We start from the raw sequence: 6,694 nt of genomic DNA on the forward strand, positions 1-6,694 counted from the left end.
CCGGAATGACGAGAGGAGGCTACGCCGCCCCCACCCAATTGCCGTGAAAGCCGTCCGGCACGCGGTGGCCGAGCTGCACCAGCGCGACAGGGCCGACCTCGACATCGGTGGCGTCGAACACGGCGAGGTCGCTGCGGTTTTCCCGCGCGCGCCAGACCACCGCGAGCAACCAGCCGTCGCCTTCGGACGCATCCTTCGACCGTTCGACGAAGACCGGCTCGGAGATGGTGTCGCCGGCCGGAAGCAGATAATGGCCGAGCCGCCTGCCGCTGCCGTCGACATGGACGACGCCGGAGAGTGCACCGAACATCGGCAGCCTCGGATTGGCGCAGGCGTACCAGCCGTGATGGCTCTTCAGCCCGGCGCGGCGATCGTCGATGCGGGGGAATTCACCGGTGAGATCGTCCAGATAAGTCTGCTGGAAGCGGTCGGTATTGCCCGCGAGATCGAACGTCCAGCGGCAGTGGCGGGCGCGCGATTTCTCCGGATCGGTCGGTCGGCCGTCGGGATGCGGAAACAGCGGCGCTTCCTCGAACTGCATGACGTCGGCGATGATGCGGTTGCCGTCCTCCCACGCATTCATGACGTGAAAGACGTAGCAGGCTTCAGCGCGGAACCAGACGATGTCCTTGGCCGTTCCCTTGCGCTTCATCACGCCGACATAGGCGCCCTTGTCCGGCTCCCAGGCATAGGGCGGCCGTCCGCTCATCGCGCGCTCCATGCTGCCGGCGATGGGGAGGATCGGAAACAGCACATGGTTCGCGGTGACGATGAAGTCGTGCACCATGCTGGCATAGGGCGCCTCGAACCGTTCGAAGCGCGTCGCCTTGCCGGAGGCATCGATCGATCCGAAGGAAAGGGCAGGGGTCAGCGGCCCCGCGGCGTTGTAGCCGAAGAACAGCATCTCGCCAGTGACGGGATCGACTTTCGGATGCGCCGTAAAACTGCCGGCGACGCGGCCCTGGTAGTTGTGGTAGCCGCGGGTTGCGAGCGTGCCCGGCTCGATCTCGGTCGGCAGATGCGCCTCCTCCAGCGCCAGCAGCTTGCCGGCATGGAAGATGATGTTGGTGTTGGCGACGCCGCCATCGGTGAGGTTCGCCGGGGCGTCCGGCAGCTTGCGGCCGAAGCCGCCGAACAGTGCGCGGCCGGAATCGTGCTCGGCCAGCCATTTCGGGGTGCGGACCCAGCGGTTGCGGTAGCTGGCGCGGCCATTCTCGAGGTGAAAGGCGTGCAGCATGCCGTCGCCGACGAACCAGTGCGCGCCGGGCGAGTCGAACTGCGGATTGGGGCCGTTGCGATAGAGCGTGCCGTTCAGCTCGCGCGGCAATTCGCCGATGATCTTGAGGAAGGGCGCGTCGGCCTCGAACGGGATCGGCGCGAGATTGTTGCGGCGCTCAGAGATGGCGTCCTGCTGCACGGCGTATCTCCCTATCTTTACATCGTAAAGATCAGGTAGCGCCGATGGCCGTATTCGTCAAGCGAAATCTTTACAGTGTCAATATTGCGTCATATAGCTTGTCCATGGCTAAATCCGAAACGAAGACCGAAACGGCGCGCCGCACCCGCGTGACATCATCCGCTTCCCGTGGGCGGCTTCGCCCCGCGCCGCGGGCGAGCGCGAAGACCGAGACGCCGTATCACCACGGCGCCCTGCGCGAGGCGCTGCTCCAGGCTGCAGAACGGGTGCTGGAGCGCGAGGGCCTCGCCGGTCTGACATTGCGTGCGGTGGCGCGCGAGGCGGGGGTGTCGCATGCCGCGCCGACGCATCATTTCGGCGATCTGACCGGCCTCGTCAGCGAGCTCGCGGCCATCGGCTTCCGCCAGTTCAACGCGGCGATGGTCTCGGCCTGTGATGCCGCCACCACGCCGCTCGAGCGCGTGCTGGCGCGGCCGAAAGCCTACGTTGCCTACGCGCAGGTCCATCCCGGCATGTACGGGCTGATGTTCCGCACCGAGCGGCTCGACTATTCCAGGCCCGCGCTGCACGAGGCCGCCGAGGCCTCCTTCGCCGGGCTCGCCAATGCGATCGGCGCGATGCGGCAGGAGCAGATCAGCGGAGACGCGCTAACGCTCGATCAGGGCGCGGCGATTGCGCGCGCCTGGTCGATGGTGCATGGCTTCACCACGTTGCTGCTCGACGGACGGCTGACGGATATTTTGCAGCGGCTGCCCAAGGGGACGACGACCGAGCGGCTGTTTGAGACGATGCTGATGTCGCCCATGACCCGGAAGCTGCCGGAGGCCTGACCGATCGGCACCGACGCCAGGCGAGGCCTAGCTGCTGCCCACGGATTGGGCGGTGGCGCAGTCGAGGCCGGCGCATATCAGCAACACGGCCAGGCATGCGGGCGTGATGCAAGTCATCCTGAGGCCATGATGTAGCGGGAACTCGCGCCATCAGACGTCTTGATTGTGGGCAAGGTTCAAACAGGCGCAGCGAAGACCTGACAGCGGCGCGGAATCGTTCTAGAAGAGCGGCTTCGCTTGGGCTGTTCCAGCCTCGTTCGCGTCCTCGTTTCTCTTGATCATGTCAGCCATCTCGTCGAACAAACCTTATCGCGTCGGCCGCTCCAAGACCGGGCTCGGCCTCTTCGCCACCAAACCGATCAAGAAGGGGACCCGGATCGTCCGCTATTTCGGGCCGATCCTGGATTCGCGCATCCCCGAGCAGGACGACATCGAGAACAAATATCTGTTCGAGCTCAACGGCCGCTGGACCATCGACGGCTCGGTGCGCAAGAACCTCGCCCGCTACATCAACCATTCCTGCCGGCCGAACGCGGAATCCGACGTCCGCCCGCGCGAGCGCAAGGTGTTCATCCGCGCCATCAAGAACATCGAGCCGGGCGACGAGATCAACTACGACTACGGCACCGACTATTTCAAAGCCTATTTGAAGCCGATCGGCTGCAAGTGCGAATCCTGCGAGAAGAAGCGCAAGAAGCTGCGCGCAGAAGCCCGGGCCGAGCGCGCCGAGGTGAAGGCGCGCGCGGAGCGCAAGGCCAAGAAGACCGGCGCGAAAGGCACCGCCGCGAAAAAGAAGAAGCTGAACGGCAAGCACTTCAACGGCAAGGTCGGCCGCGGGCGGGCCTAGCCCCCGCTGTCATGCCCCGCGACCCGGCTACGCCAAGGCTTCGCCGGGGTTGATATCCCGGGCGCCGAAGCTTTAGCGTAGGCGGCAGGCTGGGCATCCAGTACGCCGCGGCCTCTCCGCATACGACGACCGCCTTTGGAATACTGGGGCGCCCGGTCGAGCCGGGCGACGACTGCGCGTGGTGAGCAACCAAACAAGCCTCACGCGGCCACCACGGTCCCGCTCTTCCGCAATCCCAAATATTGCAGCTCGGCGAACACGCCGGTGGCGATCGCCTGCGCAACGACCATGAGCTCGCCCGGCAGGCTTGGCGCCACCGCGCCCGACAGTAGCAGCGCGACGCTTGCAACCGTCCAGGCGGCATTGCCGATCACGACCAGCAGGACCAGCGCCTTCGGCACTGAAGCGCGTGAGGCAAGAAAGCCGACCAGCACGGTGTAGGCGAGCAGGAACAGGCCGGTTTCGCGCAGCAGTCCTTCAGGCAGGTTGAAGCGGGAGGCGAACGCGCCGGCGCCGACGCTGAAGCCGAGCGCTGCGACGCCGCTGAAGACAGCGTCGGCAAGCAGGGCGCGGCGCAGGAAGGTGGATGCGTAGATCATCGTGGTTCTCCTGGGTTGGTCGGGGGTGAAAATCAACGCATGCGCAGTCCGCGCCAGAAGGCGCGGAGCAGGCGGGCGAGACGGAACGGGCAGAGGCTCTTGCCGACGCCGTGCTCGAACGCCAGCACTTGCGCGACGACGTAGTCGCCGGTCGAATGCACCAGCGGTTCCGGCATATTGAGGCTGCGCGCCAGCATCCGGGTCGCGAAGGTCATGGTCCAGGGCAAGAGGCTATCGGCGAGGGTGCGGTAGAGCAGCAGCGCGATCATGGTCATCTCCTGTGCGAAGGACGATGCGCCGGCCCGGGACCCAATTCGATTACCTCGGGGGTAATGGATGGGTTGAAATCCGCATGCTAGGTTTTCGACCATGAACGCACATGCAGCCACCGCACCCACCGAGCGCAGCCAGCCCGTCCATATCGGCGACCATTTGCGCGAATGGCGGCAGCGCCGCCGCATGAGTCAGCTCGATCTCGCAGGCGAGGCCGAAATCTCCTCCCGCCATCTGAGCTTTGTCGAGACCGGCCGCGCCGCGCCCTCGCGCGACATGGTGCTGAAGCTTGCCGAGCGTCTCGACGTGCCCTTGCGCGAACGCAACGTGCTGCTGGTTGCCGCCGGCTATGCGCCGGCTTTCCCGCAGCGTCCGCTGGAGGATCCCGCCTTGAAATCGGCCCGTCGGGCGATCGACCTCGTCCTCAAGGCGCACGAGCCCAATCCGGCGCTCGCGGTGGACCGGCACTGGAATCTGGTGTCCGCCAACCGCATGGTGGCGCCGCTGCTCGAGGGTATTCCGCCACGGCTGCTCGGCCAGCCCTTCAACGTGCTGCGGCTCGCCTTTCATCCCGAGGCGCTGGCACCGCGCACGGTCAATCTCGCGGAATGGTGCGGGCATCTGCTGGAGCGGCTGCACCGGCAATGCGAGGCGACGGCCGATCCGGAGCTGATCAAGCTCTACAACGACCTCAAGAGCTACCCGATCCCGGCACGCTCGGCCCCGCTGTCGAGCGACAATGTCGCGATCCCCTTCAAGCTGCGCCACAACGGCGAGATACTAAGTTTCTTCTCCACCACCATGGTGTTCGGCACGCCGGTCGACATCACCCTGTCGGAGCTGGCGCTGGAGACCTTCTTTCCGGCCGACGAGCGCACCGCCGAGCGGCTGAAGCAGATCGCGGCAGCTATGACCTAGCGCCCTTGCCTCGGAGCCGGTTCGGCTTATCTTGGTGCAAACCCTTTAAATGCCCGAAGGAGGCGCCAATGAGCTCGTCTGACCTGAGCACGCTGAAACCGCTCCAGATCGACGTCGTCTCCGACGTGGTGTGCCCCTGGTGCTATATCGGCAAGCACCGGATCGAGAGCGCGCTCGCGCTCGTTCCCGACGTGCCCGTCAAGCTGCAATTCCGCCCCTTCTTCCTCAATCCCTGGGTGCCGCGCGAGGGCATCAGCCGCGAGGATTATCTCACCAAGAAGTTCGGCTCGGTCGAGGCCTATAAGGGCATTGCCGGCCGCGTCGTCGCGGCCGCGAGCGAGGAGGGCCTCGTCTACAAGCCGGAGCTGGTCGCACGTCAGCCCAATACGACCGACTGCCACCGCCTGATCCTCTGGGCCGAGGCGGTCGGCAAGGCGCCCGAGATGAAGCAGCGTTTGATGGAGCTCTATTTCCGCGACGGCGGCGATCTCACCGATGTGAACGTGCTGGTGCAGGCAGCCGCCGATGTCGGGCTCGACGCGACCGACGTGCGCCGCCGCCTTGCCACCGATGAGGACGTTGCGCGCGTCTCGGCCGATGCGCAGGAGGCCGCCGAGAAGGGCATCTCCGGCGTGCCGACCTACGTCTTCGCGCAGAAATACGCCGTCTCCGGCGCGCAGGATCCCAATATGCTCGCGCGTGCCATCCGCGAGGTGTCGGCGGAGATCAACGCGCAGGCGGCGGAGTAGTCTCTTATTTTCGAAGCAGATGGACGACGCGTCGCGCGGCCTCGTGCGCGGCGTTGAGGCCGGTCAGCGCTGCGTGAATGAGCGCAACCACCGGATCATTCCGCCGCAGCGGGATCAGCACGTCACCGATCGCAAAGCGCCCGCGCCAGATCGGGTTGATCATGGGGTGGTCGGCGCTTGCTGTCGAATCCGCGCTCGCAATAGCTGGATCGGCGCAGAGGTGACGGGTGAGCTCGAGCGTGAGCTGCACGCCCGGCGAATATTTTGCAAAGCCTTCGTCGATGCCGAGCTTGAAGAAAAAGGCACGGTCCTGGTGGCGCAGCACGATGCCGGCCGCCACCGGAATCTTGCCGGCGCGCAAGGTGATGATCTCGCATTGCGCGGTTTCTGCGAGCGCGGGCACTGCGCGGCGGATGAAGGTCGCATCGCCGGCATGCTGGATCAGCGCGGTGCCGCGCTTGCCCTTCCAGCCGCTGGCCTCGAGCTGCAGGAATGTTTCGAGCGCGGGCCCGATCTCATCGGGCTTGCGGGCGACGTCGAAGCTGACTGGCCCATGCTCTTCGAGGCGGTGGCGCTGGCGGCGCAGCTCCTTGAGCTTCTTGGCGCCGAGCGCCTCGCGCAGCAGCGTCTCGCCGTCCTGCCTCGCGTCGAGGCCGGCGCGGATGTAGGAGGACAGCACGCGAGGCTTCAGGCCGTCGCGGCTCAGAACCTGTTTGAATGAATTCATCGCCGCGCCATCGAGCGCGACGTCGGTCAGCACCAGCGCATGCGCGCCGGCTTCGCGCGCCTGCTGCAGCAGGCGCGTGGCCGCKTCGATCGGCGCATCGCGGTCGATCAGCGGGCTGCACAGCGTGCCATAGGGATGCGCGCTCACCAGCGCGGGCAGGGGGATCTTCCAGGCCCGCCAGAGCGGAATCACCGGCATCAGCCCGATCAGCCGCGTCGAAGATCCGTCGYATGCGGAGAGCGCCGAGGCCGAGGTGCGGCCGCGCGCGGTTGCGCTGACGGCGAGCTCCCAGCCCGGCAGGTAATATCCGTTCGGCTCGATCGCGCGCTGCGCC

8 protein-coding genes are annotated in these 6,694 nt (G+C 66.2%); 4 read left to right on the forward strand and 4 right to left on the reverse strand.

Going from position 1 to position 6,694, the window contains the following annotated elements; translation table 11 throughout:
• Positions 1-19: 19 nt before the first annotated feature.
• Entirely contained in the window at positions 20-1,417 is a 1,398-nt protein-coding gene (locus ACXJL8_RS05110; protein WP_456621246.1) for a carotenoid oxygenase family protein, read from the reverse strand.
• Between the two features lie 104 nt (positions 1,418-1,521).
• Here ACXJL8_RS05110 and ACXJL8_RS05115 point away from each other — a divergent pair, with 104 nt between their 5' ends.
• Together ACXJL8_RS05115 and ACXJL8_RS05120 are read left to right on the forward strand one after the other, a co-directional pair.
• Entirely contained in the window at positions 1,522-2,247 is a 726-nt protein-coding gene (locus ACXJL8_RS05115) for a TetR/AcrR family transcriptional regulator (RefSeq protein WP_456621247.1), read from the forward strand.
• A 280-nt stretch (positions 2,248-2,527) separates the two neighbouring features.
• Complete coding sequence (locus tag ACXJL8_RS05120; protein WP_456621248.1) at positions 2,528-3,094, forward strand: SET domain-containing protein; 567 nt, start codon at positions 2,528-2,530, stop codon at positions 3,092-3,094.
• Between the two features lie 200 nt (positions 3,095-3,294).
• On the opposite strand, the gene ACXJL8_RS05125 is transcribed toward ACXJL8_RS05120, so the two are convergent.
• Both ACXJL8_RS05125 and ACXJL8_RS05130 read right to left on the reverse strand, forming a co-directional pair.
• Positions 3,295-3,693, reverse strand: a complete 399-nt coding sequence (locus ACXJL8_RS05125; protein ID WP_456621249.1) for a hypothetical protein — start codon at positions 3,691-3,693, stop codon at positions 3,295-3,297.
• 32 nt (positions 3,694-3,725) lie between these two features.
• Positions 3,726-3,962 carry a hypothetical protein gene (locus ACXJL8_RS05130; RefSeq protein WP_456621250.1) on the reverse strand — a complete coding sequence of 79 codons (237 nt, stop codon included), beginning with the start codon at positions 3,960-3,962 and terminating at the stop codon, positions 3,726-3,728.
• A 100-nt stretch (positions 3,963-4,062) separates the two neighbouring features.
• Between ACXJL8_RS05130 and ACXJL8_RS05135 the strand changes: the two genes are divergently transcribed.
• Together ACXJL8_RS05135 and ACXJL8_RS05140 are read left to right on the forward strand one after the other, a co-directional pair.
• Positions 4,063-4,884: a helix-turn-helix domain-containing protein gene (locus ACXJL8_RS05135; protein WP_456621251.1), complete on the forward strand. Its 822-nt coding sequence runs from the start codon at positions 4,063-4,065 to the stop codon at positions 4,882-4,884.
• Positions 4,885-4,967: 83 nt separating this feature from the next.
• Complete coding sequence (locus tag ACXJL8_RS05140) at positions 4,968-5,633, forward strand: DsbA family oxidoreductase (protein WP_456621340.1); 666 nt, start codon at positions 4,968-4,970, stop codon at positions 5,631-5,633.
• Positions 5,634-5,637: 4 nt separating this feature from the next.
• On the opposite strand, the gene ACXJL8_RS05145 is transcribed toward ACXJL8_RS05140, so the two are convergent.
• Positions 5,638-6,694, reverse strand: a 1,057-nt coding sequence (locus tag ACXJL8_RS05145; protein WP_456684700.1) for a GNAT family N-acetyltransferase, incomplete at its 5' end; no start/stop codon positions are given.

The sequence above is a fragment of the Bradyrhizobium sp. P5_C11_2 genome (assembly GCF_054049755.1).

Coding starts and splice junctions, on each gene's coding strand:
- ACXJL8_RS05115 (WP_456621247.1), top strand. CDS start 1,522: ATGGCTAAATCCGAAACGAAGACCGAAACGGCGCGCCGCACCCGCGTG.
- ACXJL8_RS05120 (WP_456621248.1), top strand. CDS start 2,528: ATGTCAGCCATCTCGTCGAACAAACCTTATCGCGTCGGCCGCTCCAAG.
- ACXJL8_RS05125 (WP_456621249.1), bottom strand. CDS start 3,693: ATGATCTACGCATCCACCTTCCTGCGCCGCGCCCTGCTTGCCGACGCT.
- ACXJL8_RS05130 (WP_456621250.1), bottom strand. CDS start 3,962: ATGATCGCGCTGCTGCTCTACCGCACCCTCGCCGATAGCCTCTTGCCC.
- ACXJL8_RS05135 (WP_456621251.1), top strand. CDS start 4,063: ATGAACGCACATGCAGCCACCGCACCCACCGAGCGCAGCCAGCCCGTC.